General features: G+C 67.9%; 15 protein-coding genes. 3 read left to right on the top strand and 12 right to left on the bottom strand.

The genetic code is table 11. The features are described 5' to 3' along the window. Positions 1–7 precede the first annotated feature (7 nt). The 8 genes from AC1AYD_RS00945 to AC1AYD_RS00910 form a co-directional block, all read right to left on the bottom strand. Positions 8–736, bottom strand: coding sequence for a DUF3159 domain-containing protein (locus tag AC1AYD_RS00945; RefSeq protein WP_476501899.1), 729 nt, complete (start codon positions 734–736; stop codon positions 8–10). A 13-nt stretch (positions 737–749) separates the two neighbouring features. Then, complete coding sequence (locus AC1AYD_RS00940) at positions 750–1,619, bottom strand: DUF3710 domain-containing protein (protein ID WP_476501900.1); 870 nt, start codon at positions 1,617–1,619, stop codon at positions 750–752. A 73-nt stretch (positions 1,620–1,692) separates the two neighbouring features. After that, the gene (locus AC1AYD_RS00935) at positions 1,693–2,550 is read right to left on the bottom strand and encodes an exodeoxyribonuclease III (protein ID WP_476501901.1); all 858 of its coding nucleotides are present in this window, start codon (positions 2,548–2,550) and stop codon (positions 1,693–1,695) included. Positions 2,551–2,696: 146 nt separating this feature from the next. Continuing rightward, positions 2,697–4,712, bottom strand: coding sequence for a dipeptide ABC transporter ATP-binding protein (locus AC1AYD_RS00930; RefSeq protein WP_476501902.1), 2,016 nt, complete (start codon positions 4,710–4,712; stop codon positions 2,697–2,699). Positions 4,713–4,731: 19 nt separating this feature from the next. Then, positions 4,732–5,700 (bottom strand): ABC transporter permease, encoded by a 969-nt coding sequence (locus AC1AYD_RS00925; RefSeq protein WP_476501903.1) that lies wholly within the window; start codon positions 5,698–5,700, stop codon positions 4,732–4,734. Positions 5,701–5,719: 19 nt separating this feature from the next. Continuing rightward, entirely contained in the window at positions 5,720–6,646 is a 927-nt protein-coding gene (locus AC1AYD_RS00920) for an ABC transporter permease (RefSeq protein ID WP_476501904.1), read from the bottom strand. Between the two features lie 241 nt (positions 6,647–6,887). Next, positions 6,888–8,522 (bottom strand): peptide ABC transporter substrate-binding protein, encoded by a 1,635-nt coding sequence (locus tag AC1AYD_RS00915; protein WP_476501905.1) that lies wholly within the window; start codon positions 8,520–8,522, stop codon positions 6,888–6,890. 264 nt (positions 8,523–8,786) lie between these two features. Next, positions 8,787–9,902 (bottom strand): tyrosine recombinase XerC, encoded by a 1,116-nt coding sequence (locus tag AC1AYD_RS00910; protein ID WP_476501906.1) that lies wholly within the window; start codon positions 9,900–9,902, stop codon positions 8,787–8,789. A 52-nt stretch (positions 9,903–9,954) separates the two neighbouring features. Between AC1AYD_RS00910 and AC1AYD_RS00905 the strand changes: the two genes are divergently transcribed. From AC1AYD_RS00905 to AC1AYD_RS00895, 3 genes are all read left to right on the top strand, one after another. After that, positions 9,955–10,776, top strand: a complete 822-nt coding sequence (locus AC1AYD_RS00905) for an ABC transporter ATP-binding protein (protein WP_476501907.1) — start codon at positions 9,955–9,957, stop codon at positions 10,774–10,776. Beyond that, complete coding sequence (locus AC1AYD_RS00900; protein WP_476501908.1) at positions 10,773–13,562, top strand: ABC transporter permease; 2,790 nt, start codon at positions 10,773–10,775, stop codon at positions 13,560–13,562. The genes AC1AYD_RS00905 and AC1AYD_RS00900 overlap by 4 nt, the downstream gene beginning before the upstream one ends. Positions 13,563–13,652: 90 nt before the next feature. After that, positions 13,653–13,904: a DUF6725 family protein gene (locus AC1AYD_RS00895; RefSeq protein ID WP_476501909.1), complete on the top strand. Its 252-nt coding sequence runs from the start codon at positions 13,653–13,655 to the stop codon at positions 13,902–13,904. Between the two features lie 11 nt (positions 13,905–13,915). Here the strand turns inward: AC1AYD_RS00895 and AC1AYD_RS00890 are convergent, their stop codons facing one another. The 4 genes from AC1AYD_RS00890 to typA are packed head-to-tail and all read right to left on the bottom strand — an operon-like array spanning position 13,916 to position 18,474. Next, a complete protein-coding gene (locus AC1AYD_RS00890) occupies positions 13,916–15,019 on the bottom strand; it encodes a prephenate dehydrogenase (RefSeq protein WP_476502031.1) in 1,104 nt (367 codons plus the stop codon). Positions 15,020–15,039: 20 nt separating this feature from the next. Then, positions 15,040–16,065 (bottom strand): prephenate dehydratase, encoded by a 1,026-nt coding sequence (locus AC1AYD_RS00885; RefSeq protein ID WP_476501910.1) that lies wholly within the window; start codon positions 16,063–16,065, stop codon positions 15,040–15,042. Between the two features lie 17 nt (positions 16,066–16,082). Then, a complete protein-coding gene (locus tag AC1AYD_RS00880; RefSeq protein WP_476501911.1) occupies positions 16,083–16,538 on the bottom strand; it encodes an alcohol dehydrogenase in 456 nt (151 codons plus the stop codon). A gap of 4 nt (positions 16,539–16,542) precedes the next feature. Continuing rightward, positions 16,543–18,474: a translational GTPase TypA gene (typA, locus tag AC1AYD_RS00875; RefSeq protein ID WP_476501912.1), complete on the bottom strand. Its 1,932-nt coding sequence runs from the start codon at positions 18,472–18,474 to the stop codon at positions 16,543–16,545. Positions 18,475–18,546: the final 72 nt, after the last annotated feature.

Here is an 18,546-nt window from a genome sequence, read left to right as displayed (position 1 = left end):
ATTCGGTCTATTCGGTCGCCTCGCGGGCGCGTGCGGCCGCCTTGTGGCGGTGCAGGGGCGTCGCGATGACGAGGTAGCTCACCCAGATGGCGAGCGCCCAGAACGGGATGCCCATGAGGAGACGGGTCACGCCGAGCGCTGCCACATGATCGGTCATGTAGAGCGGCACCTGCACGGCGAGGCGCAGGGCGAACAGGCCCAGCCACAGGGCGGTGATGATCATGTACGCGCGTTTCAGCGCCTTGTCGTCCATCCAGTCGTGGAACCATGCGCGGAACCGTTCGGTGGGCATCTGGCGGATGAATTCGATGACGAGGCCGAGGCCGGGCACGCGCGCGGCGAGCGAGACGGCGAGCAGCGCCGCGTACACGCCGTTCGTGAGGAAGCCCAGCATGTAGTAGTTGCGGGCCTCGTGGCTCTTCCACGCCCAGACGAGGCAGATGCCCACGGCGATGAGGCCGCTCAGCGCGCCCATCACCGATTGGCGTTGGATGAGACGCGCGAGCACCTGGATGACGGCCAGCGCGGCGGACACGCCGATGGTGAGGTTCAGGTCGTTCGTCGCGATGAACAGGACGACGAACACGACGCCGGGCAGCATCGATTCGACGACGCCGCGCGGGCCGCCAATCGCCTCGATGACGGAGAAGTCCTCCCCCGCGCCGTCGCCGGCACGGTCACCGGCCCCGGCGAGTGCGCCGAGACCGGTGCGCTTCCTCTGATTCGGATCGGCCACGTTCGCGCCCACGTCAGCGGACTTCGGAGAACATCGGGCCGCGCGAGAGCGTGGTCTTGACCTCCGTCTGCTGGTCCTGGCTCAGCGGGCCGTCCGGACGGGTGGGGACGTCCTTCAGGTGATCCTTGCCCTGCGCTTCGGTCTCGCCTTCGGCGGCGGCCTTCGCGGCCCGGCGCTCGGACGGGCTGACCGGCGGGTGCATGGGGATGAGGTCGCGCGGGGCGAGCGGCTCGTCGCCGCGCTCGACGACGATGTCGGAGAAGAAGCGGTTCAGCGCCTCGGTCTCCTCGGCGTCCGGATCGGTGGCGGCCACGCCGGAGAAGATGCCGCGCAGCATCCAGCGGGGGCCGTCCACGCCGACGATGCGCGTGGTGAGGGTCTTGCCGCCCTTGATCTCGACGGGCAGGCGCAGCTCGGTACCGAACACGCCTTCGACGGCGGAGGCCTTCTTGTTGGCGGCGAGGAAGTCGTCGCGCCAATCCTCCCACAGGCCGAGAGTCTTCGGCGCGGCGTACGCCTCGATCTCCAGGCTGGAGTTCTTGTAGGTGATGGTGGAGCCGAGGATGGCGCGGGTGGCGCGGTTCGCCTTGATGCGCAGCTCGATGTGCTGCATGAACGGCAGGTAGTAGGCGCCGAGGTCGAGGTAGTCGTCGTAGTCGGGCACGTCCTCGTCGTCCACGTCCCACGGGCCGCGTTCCTCGCCGCGTCCCGCGTATTCGCTGCTCGCCTCCGGCAGGGCCGCGGCGGCCGTCTCCTCGGCGGTCTCGCTGTCGGCCTTGGCGGCGGCGTTCGCGGCCGCGGCGGCCTTCGCGTCCTCGTCCTCGGTCTCGACGGCGGCCTTCGCGGCCTTGTCCTTCTTCTTGCCGAATCCGAACAGTCCCATGGTTCCTCGTTTCGTTGCTACGTTCTTTACGGTTGCGACCCTGTTAAGCCTAACACCTTCGGCTGCCCGTAGGTCACACGTCGTAGCGGATGGTGAGGGGCGCGTGGTCGGACCAGCGCAGATCGTAGGCGGGCGCCTTGTCGATGACGAATCCGCGCGCGGTCTCGGCGAGCTCCGGCGTGGCGAACTGGTAGTCGAGACGCCAGCCGACGTTGTTGTCGAAGGCGCGGCCGCGCTGGCTCCACCACGTGTACGGTCCCTGGATGTCGCCGGCGAGGTCGCGCATCACGTCGACGAACTCGTACTCGTCAAGCCACCGGTCCACGTAGGCGCGCTCCTCGGGCAGGAAGCCCGCGTGCTTCACGTTGCCCTTCGCGTTCTTGATGTCGAGCGGCGTGTGCGCGATGTTGAAGTCGCCGCACAGCACGGCCTGGCGTCCGCCCTTCGCCGCCTCGTCACGCAGTTCGCCCATGCGCGTGAGCATCGTGTCGAGGAAGCGGAACTTCTGCGCCATCTTCGTCGCGTCGTCGGCGTTGCCGGCGTGCACGTACACGCATGCGACGGTGATCGAATAGCCTTGCGGGGTGACGACGTCCGCCTCGATCCAACGGCCCGAATCGACGTCCTCGTCGAGGCCGGGCAGACCGTGACGCACGGCGGTCACCTCCAGATCGGAGAGCAGGGCGACGCCGGCGCGGCCCTTGACGCGGCACACCTCGTTGACGCGGTGCAGCGCGGCCGGGCCCTCGACGCGGCCCGCCTCCGCGTAGTCGGCGGCGAGACCGTCGAGGATCGGGTCGAGCTCGGCCTGCGGGGCGCGCACCTCCTGCATGCACCACACGTCGGGCGTGTTGCGTCGCGCCCACTCCTCCACGCCCTTGCGTTTCGCCGCGCGGATGCCGTTCATGTTCGATGTCGTGATGGAGATCATGCGGCTCACTATACGGGCATGCATGACGAAAGGCCCCCTCTCACTCGTGTGAGAGGGGGCCTTTCGTCATGCATGCCTAATCTCTCCCCCACCCGGCTTCGCCGGGAGCCCCCTCGTCAGAGGGGGCCGAGGGAAAGGACTAAGGCTCAGTCGAGGCCGAGCTGGAGCTTGCCGCCGGGGATGGCATCGAGCAGGTCGCGGGTGTACTGCATCTTCGGGTGGTTGAACACCTCGTCGGTGGTGGCGTGCTCGACCAGGCGGCCATGCTGCATCACCACGACCTCGTCGGCGATCTGGCGGACGACGGCCAGATCGTGGGTGATGAACAGGTAGCTCAGGCCCTTCTCGGCCTGCAGGTCGTTGAGCAGGTGCAGCACCTGGTCCTGCACGAGCACGTCGAGGGCGGAGACCGCCTCGTCGCACACGATCACGTCCGGGTTGAGGGCCATGGCTCGCGCGATGGCGATGCGCTGGCGCTGGCCGCCGGACAGCTCGTTCGGGTAGCGGGTCATCACGGACTCGGGCAGTTCGACCATGTCGAGCAACTCGCGCACGCGCTTGGCGCGGCTCGTCTTGTCGCCGATGCCGTGGATGCGCAGCGGCTCCTCGATGGAACGGTAGATCGAATACATCGGGTCGAGCGAGCCGTACGGGTTCTGGAACACCGGCTGCACGTGGCGGCGGAACTCGAGGAGCTCCTTGCCCGTGAGGGAGGCGATGTCCTTGCCCTCGTAGAGCGCCTTGCCGGAGGTGGGCGTCAGGAGCTTCAACACCATGTTCGCCACGGTGGACTTGCCGGAGCCGGATTCGCCGACGATGGCCAGCGTGGAGCCGCGCTTGACGGAGAAGGACACGTCGTCGACGGCCTTGAACATCTCCTTCTTGCGCGGGAGCTTGAACTCCTTGGTCAGATGGTCGACGACGATGACGTTCTCGCTCTTCTCGAGCTTCTCCTCGCCGACGACGTGGTGCTCGAGCAACGCGTCCGCATCCTCGCCGCGCTCGTGCGCGGAGATGATGCGCTGGGAGGCGAGCGACGGGGCGGCCGCGACAAGACGCTTCGTGTACGGGTGCTGCGGGTGCTGGAGCACTTCGAGCGACGGACCGGATTCGACGACCTGGCCCTTGTACATCACGACGATGTGCTGGGCGCGCTCGGCGGCGAGGCCCAGATCGTGGGTGATGAACAGCACGGCGGTTCCGAGCGAGTCGGTGAGCATGTGCAGATGGTCGAGGATCTTCTTCTGCACGGTCACGTCGAGCGCGGAGGTCGGCTCGTCGGCGATGAGCAGGTCGGGTCGGCAGGCGAGGCCGATGGCGATGAGCGCGCGCTGGCGCATGCCGCCGGAGAACTCGTGCGGGTACTGGCGGGCGCGGGTGGCCGCGTCGGGCAGGCCGGCCTCGCTCAGCAGGCCCGCGATGCGGTCGTCCACGGTGGAGCCGGTGACGTGGGCCTTGGCGATCGCCCATGCCTTGTCGTCGGCGACGCCGGCCTTGATGAGGTCGTCGGCGACGCGCCAACGGGTCTCGGAGCCGGGCACCCACTCGCCCTTGAAGTAGTCCATGGACTTGGCGACCGCCCCCTCGCCGACGCCGGCCTCGGCCAGCGCGGCCTTGGCGGCGTCGAGCAGGGCGGGCAGCTCGGCGGATCCGACGAACGTCTCGTCGTCGTTGCCCTTGAGCTCGACGTCCGCCTCCTCGCCGGCCAGGGCCTTGGCGAGGGCGGAGCGCTTCTCGTGCGCCACGTCCATGTTGTTGGCGGTGAGCGCCTCCTTGACCTGCGTGCCGATGCGGTACACCGGATTGAGGTTGCTCATCGGGTCCTGCGGGACGAGGCCCATCTTGTCGCCGCGCAGCTTGTCGAAGTCCTTCGGCTTCAGGCCCGTGAGCTCCTGGCCGTCAAGCTTGATGGAGCCGCCGACCACGTGGCCGGTGCCGGGCAGCAGGCCGAGCACGGCCATGGCGGATGTGGACTTGCCGGAGCCGGATTCGCCGACGATGGCCACCCACTGGCCAGGGTAGACGGAGAAGGACGCGTTGCGCACGGCGTGCACGGCGCGCTTGTCGTCGGTGGTGAAGTCGATGGCGAGGTTCTTCACCTCGAGCAGCGGGCCGTGGGCCTTCTGCATCTCGACGATCTTGGCATCGTTCGTGTTTTCCATTTGTCTTCCTACCTCACACTCAGGCCGTGCGGCTCTTCGGATCGAGGGCGTCCTTGACGGCGTCGCCCATCATGATGAAGCTCAGCACGGTGATGGCCAGCGCCACGGACGGGTAGAACAGGACCATCGGGTTGGTCATCAGGTTGACCTGCGCCTGCGAGATGTCGCCGCCCCAGCTGACGGTCGTGGTCGGCAGGCCCACGCCGAGGAAGCTCAGCGTCGCCTCGGACACGATGTAGGAGCCGAGGGACGTGGTGCCGATGACGATGATCGGGGCGAGCGCATTCGGGATGATGTGGTGGAACAGGTTCCTCATCGGCGTGGAGCCGAGCGCGGTGGACGCGGTGTTGAACTCGAGGTTCTTCGCCTCCATCACCGAGCCGCGGGCGATACGCGCGGTGGACACCCAGCCGAACAGGGCGAGCACGAGCACGACCTTCCAGATGGAGGTGGAGGTGCGGAACATCTGCAGGACGACGATGGCGCCCAGCAGGAACGGGATCGAGTAGAAGATGTCGATGATGCGGCTCAGCAGCGCGTCGACCCAGCCGCCGCAGAAGCCGGCGACCGCGCCGATGAGCGTGCCGATGGCCACGACGATAATCGTGGTCAGCAGGCCCACGGACAGCGAGGTGCGGGTGCCGTAGACGGTGCGTGCGAACACGTCGCAGCCCTGGAAGTCGTAGCCGAACGGGTGGCCGGCCTCGGCGGGCTCGAGCGAGTTGTCGAGGTTGCAGTAGTTCGGGTCGATCTTCGTGATGATGCCCGGGAAGAGCGCCACGAAGACGATGCACACGATGAGCACGCCGGAGATGATGAACAGCGGGTTCTTGCGCAGCGTGCGCCACGCGTCGGCCCACATGCTCGTGGCGGGGGCGGATTCGTCGACCTTGTCGACGGCCTGCAGCGGGGTCTCGTCGAGCGGGGCGACGTAGCGCTCCTGGCCGGGCAGCGTCTCGTAGACGGCGGGTTTGGTTTCGTCGGTCATGATGTCCTTTCCTCCCTCGTCACTCGTAGCGGATGCGCGGGTCGAGCGCCGCGTACAGCAGGTCAACGATCAGGTTGCAGATCACGAACACGAGCAGCAGCAGCGTGACAATGGAGACGACGAGGTTGCCTTCGCCCTTGAGGATGCTCTGGTAGGTGAGGAAGCCGACGCCGTGGATGTTGAAGATCTGCTCGGTGATCATGGCGCCGCCCATGAGCGCGCCGAGATCCTGGCCGAGGTAGGTGACGACGGGGATGAGCGAGTTGCGCAGCACGTGGCGGACCATCACTGACTTGTTCGACATGCCCTTGGCGCGCGCGGTGCGCACATAGTCGAGGGCGATGTTCGACGAGACCTCGGAACGGGTGAGTCGGATGATGTACGCCATCGAGACCGATCCCAGCACCATCGCCGGGAAGAGCAGCTCGGTGAACGTCGGGTTGGCACTGGCCGTGACGGGGATGAGGCTCCACTGCACGCCGAGGAAGTACTGGCCGGCGAAGCCGGTGACGAACGTCGGCACGGAGATGAGCAGCAGGGAGACGATCAGGATGACCGAGTCGTACCACTTGCCCTTCTTCAGTCCGGAGATGATGCCGAACACCACGCCGAAGACCGCTTCGAAGACGAACGCCATGACCGCCAGCTTGATGGTGACGGGGAACGCGCGTCCGATCTCGTCGATGACCGGCTGCCCGGCGAACGTGTTGCCGAAGTCCAGCGTGAACGCGTTCTTGAGGAACAGCAGGTACTGGATGATGAATGGCTTGTCGAGGTTGTATTCGGCGCGGATCTGGGCGGCGACCGCTTCGTTGACGGGCTTGTCGCCGAACATCGCCTTGACCGGATCACCCGGCAGCGCGAAGACGAGCGCATAGACCAGAAGCGTCGCACCGAGAACCACGGGGATCATCTGCAGGATACGGCGCAGAAGATATTTGCCCATCGGTTTCTCCTTGTTTCACGGACCGGTGCGTGACGCCGTTCGGATGCGCCTTTCGGGCGCGTCGAAGCCGCCCTGGCCGGTCGCTCAGTACCCCGTTAGTTTACCCTATGTGCCGACACGAATGTTTCACAATGATGAATCACAGGTGGACGGGATACGACGAAGGGGACGGAACCCGGATGGGTTCCGTCCCCTTGTGGTCTCGATTCGAGAGACGAATCGGATCAGGCGAGCGTCAGGCTCACTTGGTCAGCTCCTCGTAGACCGGCAGGTTCTGCCAGTTCATCTCGAAGCCCTTGACGCTGGTGCTCGCAACGCCGGCGGCGTTGGAGTAGTACAGCGGGATGGCCGGCAGGTCGTTGAGGAGGATCTCCTGCGACTGCTGGTAGATCTTGTTGGCGGCGTCGGTGGTCTTGGCGGCGTAGGCCTCGTCCATCAGCTTGTCGAACTCGGCGTTCTTGTAGTCGCCGTCGTTGGAGCCGTTGCCGTCCGCGGCGGCGGAGGCGTACAGCTGGAACAGGTAGTTCTCGGCGGACGGGTAGTCCGGCTGCCAGCCGGTGCGGAAGGCGCCCTTGATCTGGCGGTTGGTGACCGCGTCACGGAACTCCTGGAAGGTCGGCATCGGGTTGGTGGCCGCGTCGATGCCCAGGTTGTTCTTCAGCTGGTTGACGATGGCGTCGTAGATCGGCTTGGCGCCGCCGTCGGCGTTGTAGGCGAAGGTGAGCTGGCCGTCGTACTTGGAGATGGCGTCGGCCTTGGCCCACAGCTCCTTGGCCTTGGTCGGGTTGAACTCGAGGTTGCCCTCGCCCTTGAGGCTGCTGGAGTAGCCCGGGGTGAGCGGGGAGGTGAAGTCCTTGGCCGGGGTGGCGACGCCGCCGAGGACCTTCTCGGTCAGCTGCTTGCGGTTGATGGCCATGGAGATGGCCTGGCGACGGAGCTGGCCCTCCTCGGTGTTGGTCTGGAAGTGCTCGAGGTTGGACGGGATGGTGAAGGTCTGGGAGACGGAGCCGGCCTTGTTGTAGGCCTGGACCTTCGGATCCTTCTGGAAGGTCTTGGTGGCGGAGGCCGGGACGGACTCCATCACGTCGAGGTTGCCGGCCTGGATGTCGGCGTAGGCGGCCTTGTCGTCGGTGTAGATCTTGAAGGTCACGCCGTCGTTCTTGGCCACGTCATTGCCCTTGTAGTCGGGGTTCTTGACGAGGTCGATCTCCTTGTTGTGATCCCACTTGGAGAACTTGTACGGGCCGTTGCCGACCGGGGCCTCGCCGAAGGCCTTCGGATCCTTGTAGAAGGATTCCGGCAGCGGGGCGAACGCCAGGTAGCCGACCTTGATCGGGAAGGTGGCGTCCGGCTGGGACATGTCGACGGTGAAGGTGTGGTCGTCGACGACCTTGAGGCCGGAGAGCTGCTCGTCGCCCTTCAGGTTCTTGGCGTCCTGCAGCTCGTTGAAGCCCTTGATGGTGGAGAAGAAGGAGGAGCACTTCTGCGCGTTCTTCGCGTTGGCGGTGTAGCTCCAGGACTTGGTGAAGGACTCGGCGGTCACCGGGGTGCCGTCGGTGAACTTCCAGCCGTCCTTGAGCTTGATCGTGTACTGGGTGGCGTCGTCGTTCGGGGTGATGGACTCGGCCACTTCGTTGGAGGCGTTGCCCTTGGCGTCGAAGGAGACGAGGCGGGCGAACAGCAGGTCGCCCGGCTTGCCGCCGCCGGTCTCGTTGGTGTTGCCCGGGATCAGCGGGTTCTGCGGCTCGGAGGCGTACGAGGTGATGATGTTGTTCGAAGCGGTGCTGCTGCCGGCGTTGTTCGAAGAGCCGCAGCCGCCCAGCATGGTCGCGACGGCGCACACGGCCGCGGCGATCGCGAAGGCTTTCTTCTTCATATGGATTCTCCTGTTTCATCCGGGCGCGGGGGTTCCGCGCCCTGTCACGCGAAGGGGGCCGGTGGCCTCACGGCCAGCCAACCCCCTTGCTGATCGCGTCCCATTGTGCCGCAGAACGGAGACGTTGTGTTACCGAATTGCGAATATTCGGTGAAAGACCTTGGCGTTTCCTGCCGGTTCCGTCCCGGTTCTCCGGGAATCACGTCATCGTCGCCGCCGTTCCACATTCCGGACATCGTCGGCCGCGCCCGCGCCGCTCCCGGATCACGCGCGCGGGAACGCCTGCGCGTAGCGCGACTTCAGCTGTTCGATCGAGACGTGCGTGTAGCGCTGCGTCGTCTTGAGCGAGGAGTGGCCGAGCATCTCCTGCACCTCGCGCAGGTCCGCTCCCCCGTCGAGCAGGTGCGTGGCGGCCGAGTGGCGCAGCGCGTGCGGCGAGACGTCGGGCACGCCGGCGCGCCGCGACGCCTCGTGCACGACGCGGCGGACGATGCGCTGGTCGAGCCGCCCGCCGCGCGCGCCGAGGAACAGCGCGGCCGCGGCGTCCGCACGCGCGTCCCGCCCGGTGTCGCGACGTGCCGTTTCCGTTCGCCCGTCGCGAACGGAACGCCGTCCGTCGCCGCGCGCGCCATGCGCGTCGCGCGACGCGGCCGCCGCAAGGACGGGCGGCCGGCCGCGTCCGATCCACCATTCCAGCGCGCGCGACGCGGGCAGTCCGAACGGCACGACCCGCTGCTTGTTTCCCTTGCCGGTGACTCTGACGGTGCGGTTCGCGAAATCCACGTCCGTCAGGTCGAGTCCGACGAGTTCGGCCACGCGGATGCCGGTCGCGTACAGCAGTTCGAGAATCGCCGCGTCGCGCAGACGCATTGCCTCGCCAAGGACTCCGTCATCGGCGGCGCCGCCGTCCCGCGTCACGCCGCCGGCCGCCGCACGCCCGTCGCCGCCGTCGTCTCCTGCGCCGCGGGGCACGCCGTGCGCCCGCTCCTCGACCTCGCCCATGAGCCGGGACGCCTGCGCTTCGGTGAGCACGGCGGGCAGGGTGCCGGGGATCTTCGGCGTCATCAGCATGGCGGCCGGATCGGTCGCGGTCACGTCATGCCCGTGCGCCCACGCGAAGAACCGGCGTACGGCGACGGTCTTGCGCGCCATGCTGGAGCGCGCGTGCGAGCGCGACTCGTGCGCCATCCACGCGCGCAGGTCGTCGAGCGTCACCTCGTTCAGATCCTCGACGCCGCGCAGTTCCAGAAGATGCAGGCACTCCCCCACGTCCGTCCCGTACGCCTTGAGCGTGTTCGCGCTCAGCCCGCGGTTCGCCCCGAGATACGCGAGGAACTCCCGCAACCGGTCGTCGAAGCGCATGCCGATCCTTTCCTCCATGCCGTTCTCCGATAGACTATAACCGTTCGCGATAGTGGGAAATGGGGCGGCGATGGCACGACATGCGGCACGACGGAACGGGAATCGGAACGACGTCGGACGACGCGACGACGGGGAGGTCGTGGCGCGGGCCATCGACCTGACGAAGACATACGGCGACGCGGACGCGCGCGTCACCGCCCTCGACCATGTGGACGTCGCGTTCACGCGCGGCGAGATGACCGCGATCATGGGGCCGTCCGGCTCAGGCAAGTCCACGCTCATGCACATGATGGCCGGGCTCGACACGCCCACCTCGGGCCGTGTGCTGGTCGAAGGCCTCGAGGTCTCGTCGATGAGCCAGCGCCAATTGACGAAGCTGCGCCGCGACCAGATCGGCTTCATCTTCCAATCGTTCAACCTGGTGCCCACGCTCACCGCGGAGGAGAACATCCTCCTGCCGCTGCAGATCGCGAAACGGCCCATCGACCGTGCATGGTTCGACAAGGTCGTCGACGTGGTGGGCCTGCGCCCGCGCCTGAAGCACCGGCCGAGCCAGCTGTCCGGCGGCCAGCAGCAGCGCGTCGCCTGCGCGCGTGCGATCATGGCGCGCCCCTCCGTGATCTTCGCGGACGAGCCGACCGGCAACCTCGACTCGCGGTCCAGCCGCGAGGTGCTCGGATTCCTCAAGGATTCGGTGCGCGAGTACGGGCAGACGATCGTCATGGTGACGCACGATCCGCGCGCCGCCTCCTACGCGGACCGCGTGCTCGTGCTCGCCGACGGGCGCATCACCCGCGACCTCAGGCACCCGACGTACGAGGAGATCCTCGCGCAGTTCGCCACCGAAGGCGACGAGGCGCGGGGACCGGAGGGGGACGAGGAGGCCGCATGATCCGTATCGGGCTGCGTGACGCGCGGGCGCATCTGTCGCGGTTCGTCATGTCGATCATCGCGATCGCGTTGGGCGTCTCGTTCGTGGTCGGTTCGTTCGCGTTCCGCGCGATGATGAACGACCAGGTCGACCAGATGCTCGGCTCGAACACCGACGCCGACGTGTACGTGCGCGGCGTCAAGGAGAAGAAGGACGACGCCGCGACGACGGGGACAGGCTCGGACTCGTCCTCGTCGTTGAAGACGTACAACGACATCGACGTGTCGCTCGCCGACGACATCGCCAAGGTGAAAGGCGTCGAGTCAGCGGGCGTCACGTATTCCGTGTCCGGTTCGCTCGTGCTCGTCGCCAAGGACGGCAACGCGGTCTCCACGATGGGTTCGCCGACGATGGGCATCGGCCTGGAACAGGGTACATGGCGGTCCACGCATCTGACCAAGGGGCGCTGGGCGAAGGACCGTCACGAGATCGCCCTGCACGCGTTCGCCGCCGAGACCGCGGGGCTCGCGGTGGGCGACACGACGAAGCTCGTCTACCCGTCCGGCCCGGAGGACGTGAAGGTGGTCGGCGTCTTCGATACCGACGTCTCGCAGGCGGGCGCGATCATCATCGGCCTCGCCCCGTCGGTCGCACGCGACCTTCAGCAGGAGCAGACCGGCGAAATCGGCGTCACCCAGGTCATCGGCGTGTATGGTTCCGCCGACGGCGGCGCTCCCCTCGACGACGCGCAGCAGCGGGAGCTCGCCGAACGCATCGACGACGCGCTGCCGAAGGACGCGAAGGCCACGGCGATCACCGGCGACCAGCTGCGCGACGAATACTCGCGGTCCATCAAGGACCAGTTGGGCTTCATCCAGCCGCTGATCCTCATCTTCGGCATCATCGCCCTGTTCGTCGGCTCGTTCATCATCGCGAACACGTTCTCGATGATCGTGCGCGAATCGATGCGCGGCTACGCGCTGCTGCGTTCGGTGGGCGCCTCCCCCGCGCAGGTGTTCTCCACGGTGATCGTGCAGGCGCTGCTGCTCGGCCTGATCGGTTCGGGCGCGGGCATCGCGCTCGGCTGGGGCATGGTGCGCCTCATCGTGTTCGGACTCGCGCAGGCGGGCACGCCGATGACCGGCGCCGCCGATCCGGGCCCGACGGACATGCTCGTTGGCCTCGTCGTCGGCCTCGCGGTCACGCTGGTCGGCGCGGCGCTGCCGGCGCGCAGGGCGGCGACCGCGCCGCCCATCCAGGCGATGAACGAGACCGTGAACCCGGAGAAGCCGGTGCTGCCGCGCGGCGTCGCCGGAGCCGCGATGATCGCGTTCGGCTCCCTGTGCTGGGTCTTCTGCCACCGCATCGCAGCGGCGGGCGACGGAGGAGAGCCGACGCCGATCGCGTTCCTCAACGATCTGGCGTCGCGGTTGGGCGTCGGATGGCCGCTCGGCGCGGGCGCGGCGCTCATCGTCGTCGGCGTGATCGTGCTCGCGCCGGCGCTGGTCGGCCCGGCCGGCGTCGTGCTCGGATGGGTCCCCGCGCACGTGTTCCCGGTGACGGGACGTCTCGCCGCGCGCAATCTGACGCGGCAGAAACGGCGCACGGCGAACACGGCGGCCGCCCTGTTCGTCGGCGTCGCGATCGTCAGCTGCCTCGGCGTGGTCGCCTCGTCGGCGAAGGCATCGGTCGCCGGCATCGTCGACACGGGGCTCAAATCCGATTTCACCGCGATGAGCGCGTCCTCCGGTCGCATCCCCGACGAGGCGGTCACGGCGATCAGGAAGACCAAGGGCGTCGCCTCCGTGTCGCAGAGCCGCATGCTCATGGGCGTCACCTACGGTTCCGGCGACGACGCGGCGCAGGCGATGACGTTCGCCGAACAGCCGTCCCTGTTCTCGAAGGTGTTCGCGCCCGTCGCGAACTCCGGCGACGCAGACAGGGCGCTCAGGTCCGGCGAACTCGTCGTGGGGCTGTCCGTCGCGCAGGACAACGGCTGGAAGGTCGGCGACACGGTGCAGGTCAACGGCCGGCGCGTCGTCGTCGACGAGGAGGCGACCGCGAAGGCGCAGGCCGACTATCAGGCGAAGCTCATGGCCGGGCAGGCGCAGCCGGTCGACCCGTCGACGCTGGTGCGCACGACCACCGAGACCACGCATGTGAAGATGAAGGTCGGCGCGGTCATCGAGAACTCCGTCTACCGGTCGATGGTGCTGATGAATGACGAGCGCGCGGAGCAGATCAACAACGAGAACACGATGTTCACGATCATGCTGTTCATCAACGCGGCTCCGCACGCGGACACGGCCGCGGTGAAGAAACGTCTCGTCAAGGCGGTCAAACCGTTCTACGTCATCACCGTGCAGGACCGCGACGAGTTCAAGTCGACGATGTCGACGATGGTCGACCAGATCCTCATCATCCTGTACGCGCTGCTCGCCCTGTCGATCGTCATCGCCGTGTTCGGCATCGTGAACACGCTCGCCCTGAGCGTGTCGGAACGCACGCGCGAGATCGGCCTGCTGCGCGCGATCGGCACGTCGCGCGGGCAGGTGCGCGGCATGCTCGCGATCGAGGCGTCGCTGATCGCCGTGCTCGGCACGCTGCTCGGCGTCGTGACGGGCGTCGCGGCGGGCGCGGTGATCCGCGAGGTGTACGCGTCGAACGGATTGGAACGGTTGTCGGTCCCATGGGGCCAATTGGGCGTGTTCCTCGCCGCGTCGATCCTCGTGGGCGTCGTGGCCGCATTGCCGCCGGCGCGACGCGCGCTGAAGGTGCCGGTGCTCGACGCCGTGGCGACGGACTGAACGGAGGAATCGGGGAGTACAGTGGCAGATACCGGACATCGACGTCCGGAACGGACCATGCAACGGATCATTTCGGGGAAAGGACGAATCATGGCATTGCCGAGGCAGATACCGTCGGGCGCACGCGTCGTCGTGCGCGTCATCGAGGGCGTGGACCCGGCCGACGGACGCACCAAGTTCCGCGACTACGTGGGCCACGTGCTCGGCTGGGACGGGCGCACGCTCGAACTGTCGCGCGACGCGGCCGCGAACGGCTCGCGCCCGCAGCAGCACGTGACGATCGACGCGGACACGATCGCCACGCTGAAACCGGTGCCGGAGCGGCCGCGGACGAGGCCATAGGGAAACTCCGGTCAGACGGCGGAGCGGATTTCGGCGCGAGCGGCGTCGGGGCCGTCGAAGGCGATGATGTGCTCGCCGCGACGGGCGGAGGCGAGCAGTTCGCCGCGCCAGTCGCCGGCCGGGTCGATATGCAGCTCGACCGTCTCATATGGCTCCCGCTCCCCCGCCTGCCGCGCGGCAATGGCGCGTTGGGCGGCCTTGTAGTCGCGGAACGGCTGGCCTTCGGCGAAGAAGCCGAGCATGTCGGTCTGGGCCTGCGCGCCGACGGCGATGTCGCGGGCGTCCTGTTCGCCGTGCAGCAGGTTCGCGACCTTGAGCAGCCGGGAGGCCACGTCGCGCAGCAGCCGTTCGACGTTCTCGGCGTCCTCCTCGACCATGGCGCGCGTGCGGTCCGGGTCGGTCAGGGCGACGCGCGTCATGTCGCGCCAGCTGCCCGCGGCGAGCGCGGCCGCGATGTTGCGGTCGGGGCTGGCGACGAGCGTGTTGATCATCGCGGTGGCGACGACGTGCGGCATGTGGCTGATAAGCGCGGCCGCCTTGTCGTGCGTGTCGTCGTCGAGGACGATCACGCGGTCGCCGACGCCGGCGGTGATGAGCCGGGCGACATCGAGGAACCGCCGGTAGTCGGTCGTCTCGTCGACGGTGATGGCCCACAGGGCGTCGTCGTAGAGGTGCGGGTCGGCGGCCGCCCAGCCGGACAGCTCGTTGCCGGCCATCGGATGCGCGCCCACGTAGCGGTCGCCGAGCCTGGCGGCCTTCACCTGGTCGCGCACCATGCCTTTGACGCTGCCCACGTCGGTGAGCGTCACATCGAGGCCGGGGGTGCCGTCGATCAGGGGTTTGAGCACGGCGAGGATGGCGGGCATCGCCTTCAACGGGTTGCACAGGATGATCGTCGAGGGTCGCGCGGCGACGAGCGCGTCGAGCGTCGGCGCGCAGCGGATGCCGGCCTTCTCGGCCTCGGCGTACGGGTGGGGGCGGTGGTTCCATGCGACGACGTCGATGCCGCGGGAGACGAGCCTGCGGGCGAGCGAGCCGCCGATCAGTCCGAGCCCGATGATGCCGATCGGCCCGGCGGATGCGGGCGTGCGATGTCCGGCGGTCGTGGCGGCCATGTCGATCGTGGCGGTCGTGTCTACCACAGCAGTTCCCTCCTCGTGGTCTCGTCCTGTTCCCAGTCGTCGCTGATGCGCGTCGCGTCGAGATGCACGCCGCCCTGCGGCAGCCTCCACGCCTCGACGGGCGGGTTGGAGCGTTCGCGCCGCGGGTAGACGGCGAGCGTCTTCAGCCAGATGCCGTGCGCGGCGAGCGTCGCGAGCACGTCGCGGAAGCGCGGCTCCCACGGCGCGGCGTCGAGCGTGTCGATGAAGCTGTACGTGCCGTCGTCGCCTTTGATGGGGCGGGACATGAAGCTGGTCATGTTGAGTCCCGCGTCGCGCAGGATGTCGAGCACGTTGGCGACGACGCCGGGGCCGGTGACGAGCGGGATGAACGTGATGATCGTCTCGAAGTCGGTTTCGCGCGCGCGTGCGCGGTCGTTCGACGCGCGCACGTCGTCGCGCCTGCCGAGGACGAGGAAGTCGGTGTGCGCGCCTGCGAAGTCCTGCACGCGCGCGGCGAGCGTGTCGAGTCCGTAGAGTTCGCCGCAGATGCGCGGCCCGAGCGCGACGCCGCCCGGCTGAAGGTCGCGGCAGGCGGCCGCGTTCGACGACGCGGGTGTGGGCGTGAGATGGTGGTCGGCGATGAACCGCTTGCACTGGGCGAGGCCGTGCGGGTGCGCGGAGACGGGAATCGCGGCGGAACCAGCACCGTCGGCGGTTTCCCCGGCGTCGCGCGCGGCGAGAGGATCGTCGCCGCGTCGCGTGAACGCGTCGAACGCGACGTCGACGCGCACGCGCGCGAGGCCGGCGACGTCGGTCGCGTCGATGAGCGCGTCGAGGTTCGGCACGACGTAGCCTTCGACGTTGTTCTCCCAGGCGATGACGCCCAGGCCGCGGCCCGAGCGGACGGCCTCCATGATGGCGGGGACATCGGGCAGGGGGACGAGGTCGAAGCCCGTCTCCCCCGTCGTCTCATCCGCGAGCTGCACGGCGGCCTCCATGGCCGCCTGATGCGTGAACGTGCCTTCCGGCCCGAGATAGAACAGGGTTTCGCGTGTCATAGGACACCACTGTACCGTCACTCGCCCTTCGGGGCGGGGATGCGGAACCATGATGCGGGCGGGACCAGCATGGCGACCTGCACGAGAATCACGCCGTACAGCCAGATGTAGCCGGCGTGCTGGCTGAAGAACGTGGTCGGCGTGCTGAATCCGGCGACGACGAGCGCGTCGCTTCCCGGGCCGGGGACGAGGGCGAGGCCCCAAGCGACGGCCGAGGAGACGATGAGATGCAGGGCGAGGCCGGTCACGCCCTGGCGCGCGCGGGCGCAGTATGTCGACAGGGCGATGATGAGGAACGCGAGCAGAAGCCCGTAGGGGACGTTCGAGGCCGCGCCCATGCGGTGCGCGAGCGTGCCGACGAACGCGGCGCCCGCGCCCGCGAGCAACGTGACGACGGTCCGGCCCAGAGGACCGAACCGGTGCGACCACGGCCGCCCGTCGGAGCCGGCCGTGGTCTTCGCGCGCTCCGTCACTTCGTCACTTGCCCTGCTGGGCGGCGTTCTGGCGACGCTGCTTGGCGCGCCACTTGTACCAGTCCTCGCGGCCGAGGATGATCTTGCGCACGCGGATGGACTCCGGGGTGACCTCGACGCACTCGTCCTCGTTCGCGAAGTCGAGGGACTCCTCGAGGCTCATCTTGATCGGCGGGGTGAGGGTCTCGAGCACGTCGGCGGTGGAGGAGCGCATGTTGGTCATGTGCTTGGCGAGCGTGATGTTCACGTCCAGCTCGTCGGGCTTGTTGTTGACGCCCACGACCTGGCCCTCGTACACCGGGGACTGCGGCTCGACGAAGAAGTTGCCGCGCGCCTGGAGACGCTGCATGGCGTACGGGGTGGCGACGCCCTTGCGGTCGGAGACCATCGAGCCGTTCTGGCGGATGGTGATCTGGCCAGCCCACGGCGCGTAGCCGGCGGAGATGGAGGAGGAGATGCCGGTGCCGCGGGTGGCGGAGAGCAGCGCGGTGCGGAAGCCGATGAGGCCGCGGGACGGCACGGTGAACTGCAGACGCACCCAGCCGGAGCCGTGGTTGGTCATGCCGTCCATGCGGCCCTTGCGGTCGGCCATGAGCTGGGTGACGGTGCCCATGTACTCCTCGGGCACGTCGATGGTGGTGTTCTCCATCGGCTCGTTGATCACGCCGTCGATCTTCTTGGTGACGACCTGCGGGCGGCCGACGGTCAGCTCGTAGCCTTCGCGGCGCATCTGCTCGGCGAGCACGGCCAGCGCAAGTTCGCCGCGGCCCTGCACCTCCCAGGCGTCCGGACGGTCGGTGGGCAGCACCTTGATGGACACGTTGCCGATGAGCTCGCGGTCGAGGCGGTCCTTGATCATGCGGGCGGTGAGCTTGTGGTCCTTGCCCTCGGTGCCGGCCAGCGGGGAGTCGTTGACGCCGAAGGTCATGGAGATGGCCGGGTCGTCGACGTGGATGAGCGGCAGCGGCTTCGGGTCGTTCGGGTCGACGATGGTCTCGCCGATCATGATGTCGTTGACGCCGGCGACGGCGACGATGTCGCCGGGGCCCGCGGACTCGACGGGCTGGCGCTCGAGGCCCTGCGTGCGCAGCAGCTCGGCGACGCGGAAGTTCTCGATGGAGCCGTCGACGCGGCTCAGACCGTAGGTCTTGCCCTTCTCCAGAGTGCCGTTGTAGATGCGCACGAGGCCGAGACGGCCGAGGAAGTCGGAGGAGTCGATGTTGGCGACGTGGGCCTGCAGCGGTGCGCCCTCCTCGTACTCCGGGGCGGGGATGTTGGAGATGATGGCCTCGAACAGCGGCTCGAGGTTGTCGTTGTCCGGCAGCCCGCCGTTCTCCGGCTGGTTGGCGGAGGCGTAGCCGGCCTTGGCGGCGCAGTAGATGACCGGCATCTCGAGCAGCTGGTCGAGATCGAGATCGATGCCCTCGTGCTGCACGTCGTCGGCTAGGCCGAGCAGCAGGTCGGAGGTCTCGCCGACGACCTCCTCGATGCGGGCGTCCGGACGGTCGACCTTGTTTACGCACAGGATGACCGGCAGCTTCGCCTCGAGCGCCTTGCGCAGCACGAAGCGGGTCTGCGGCAGCGGGCCCTCGGAGGCGTCGACGAGCAGGACGACGCCGTCGACCATGGAGATGCCGCGCTCGACCTCGCCGCCGAAATCGGCGTGGCCGGGGGTGTCGATGATGTTGAGGGTGATGCCCTCCGGGTGGCCGTACTTGGCAGCCAGCGGGCCGGTGTACTCGACGGCCGTGTTCTTCGCGAGGATGGTGATACCCTTCTCGCGTTCCAGATCGTTGGAGTCCATCACGCGATCCGGCACTTCCTCGCGCTCGTTGAACACGTGGGACTGCTGGAGCATCGCGTTCACCAGCGTGGTCTTGCCGTGGTCGACGTGAGCCACAATCGCCACATTACGGATATCACCGCGAACCGCCATCGAAACCTCTCTTGATTGATTCTGTTTGTTCTTGTCGCGTAACCGCGCGGCGCGGGGCCTGTCCCGCGCGCC

The organism is Bifidobacterium sp. LH_426 (assembly GCF_056356875.1).
The sequence above is the reverse complement of the archived record's forward strand: the minus strand, read 5'-3'. Positions and strand labels throughout refer to the sequence as shown.

Coding starts and splice junctions, on each gene's coding strand:
- AC1AYD_RS00935 (WP_476501901.1), bottom strand. CDS start 2,550: ATGATCTCCATCACGACATCGAACATGAACGGCATCCGCGCGGCGAAA.
- AC1AYD_RS00925 (WP_476501903.1), bottom strand. CDS start 5,700: ATGACCGACGAAACCAAACCCGCCGTCTACGAGACGCTGCCCGGCCAG.
- AC1AYD_RS00905 (WP_476501907.1), top strand. CDS start 9,955: ATGGCACGACATGCGGCACGACGGAACGGGAATCGGAACGACGTCGGA.
- AC1AYD_RS00920 (WP_476501904.1), bottom strand. CDS start 6,646: ATGGGCAAATATCTTCTGCGCCGTATCCTGCAGATGATCCCCGTGGTT.
- AC1AYD_RS00890 (WP_476502031.1), bottom strand. CDS start 15,019: ATGGCCGCCACGACCGCCGGACATCGCACGCCCGCATCCGCCGGGCCG.
- typA (WP_476501912.1), bottom strand. CDS start 18,474: ATGGCGGTTCGCGGTGATATCCGTAATGTGGCGATTGTGGCTCACGTC.
- AC1AYD_RS00900 (WP_476501908.1), top strand. CDS start 10,773: ATGATCCGTATCGGGCTGCGTGACGCGCGGGCGCATCTGTCGCGGTTC.
- AC1AYD_RS00930 (WP_476501902.1), bottom strand. CDS start 4,712: ATGGAAAACACGAACGATGCCAAGATCGTCGAGATGCAGAAGGCCCAC.
- AC1AYD_RS00915 (WP_476501905.1), bottom strand. CDS start 8,522: ATGAAGAAGAAAGCCTTCGCGATCGCCGCGGCCGTGTGCGCCGTCGCG.
- AC1AYD_RS00910 (WP_476501906.1), bottom strand. CDS start 9,902: ATGGAGGAAAGGATCGGCATGCGCTTCGACGACCGGTTGCGGGAGTTC.
- AC1AYD_RS00885 (WP_476501910.1), bottom strand. CDS start 16,065: ATGACACGCGAAACCCTGTTCTATCTCGGGCCGGAAGGCACGTTCACG.
- AC1AYD_RS00940 (WP_476501900.1), bottom strand. CDS start 1,619: ATGGGACTGTTCGGATTCGGCAAGAAGAAGGACAAGGCCGCGAAGGCC.
- AC1AYD_RS00895 (WP_476501909.1), top strand. CDS start 13,653: ATGGCATTGCCGAGGCAGATACCGTCGGGCGCACGCGTCGTCGTGCGC.